At 43.7% G+C, this 774-nt stretch carries 1 protein-coding gene; it reads right to left on the bottom strand.

All coding sequences use genetic code 11. The features are described from left to right. On the bottom strand, nt 1–538 hold a 538-nt coding region (locus ACS8FC_RS16750; protein ID WP_459112972.1), incomplete at its 3' end, for a MutS N-terminal domain-containing protein. Nucleotides 539–774 lie beyond the last annotated feature (236 nt).

The following is a 774-nucleotide window of genomic DNA, read 5'->3' as shown; positions in this document are numbered from 1 at the left end:
TAATAGTACCTGCCGTCAGCGTTTTGACCACTTCACGGCGCATAATGCTACCAGCTGCCGATTTACTTTTGTCTTTTTTTTGCTTGTCGCCCATCGCAGGGACGTTAGACTTATTATTAGCACTGCCAGCATTGGTAGTTGTCGATTCGTCAATTTGCTCACAGACGACGACCGTTTGCCCAGCAGCGATTAGGCGCGCCATATAGCTATCGGCTGCGTGAAAAGGAACGCCCGCCATCGCTATCGTGTTGCCCGCTTTATCCGTACCACGACGCGTCAGAGTAATGTCTAATATTTGCGCCGCACACTTAGCATCATCAAAGAACAGCTCATAAAAATCACCCATCCGGTATAGCAGCAATGCTTGTGGATAGTTGGCTTTCATGGTTAGATACTGCACCATCATCGGAGTATGATCTGCTAAGTTATAGATGGCATCGCCTATGATTAGGCGGTCAGATGTCTCTTGTTTTGATAAGGGTTTATCTGATTGAGTAGAAATAGATGAATGATTTTGGACGGACGGCTTTACGGTCATGCAGAGTCTCTTATTGTGTTTCGATAGGTTTTTATTAAATAGCATTTGCGGCAGCTGGTTTCGGATTAGCGCCAGTTTTATAGATTGTTTTGGTACGATATAGTTGATATAACAAATGTGCCTAGTACGTACCGAAGAAGGATATAACCATTAGATTTAGGCTAGATTATATCGACAGCGCCATATAACAGTTAACTCATAGCAATCACATACCGGCGCCAAAAAAGCTAAGAAAT

Source organism: Psychrobacter sp. 1Y4 (assembly GCF_051847555.1).
The sequence above is the reverse complement of the archived record's forward strand: the minus strand, read 5'-3'. Positions and strand labels throughout refer to the sequence as shown.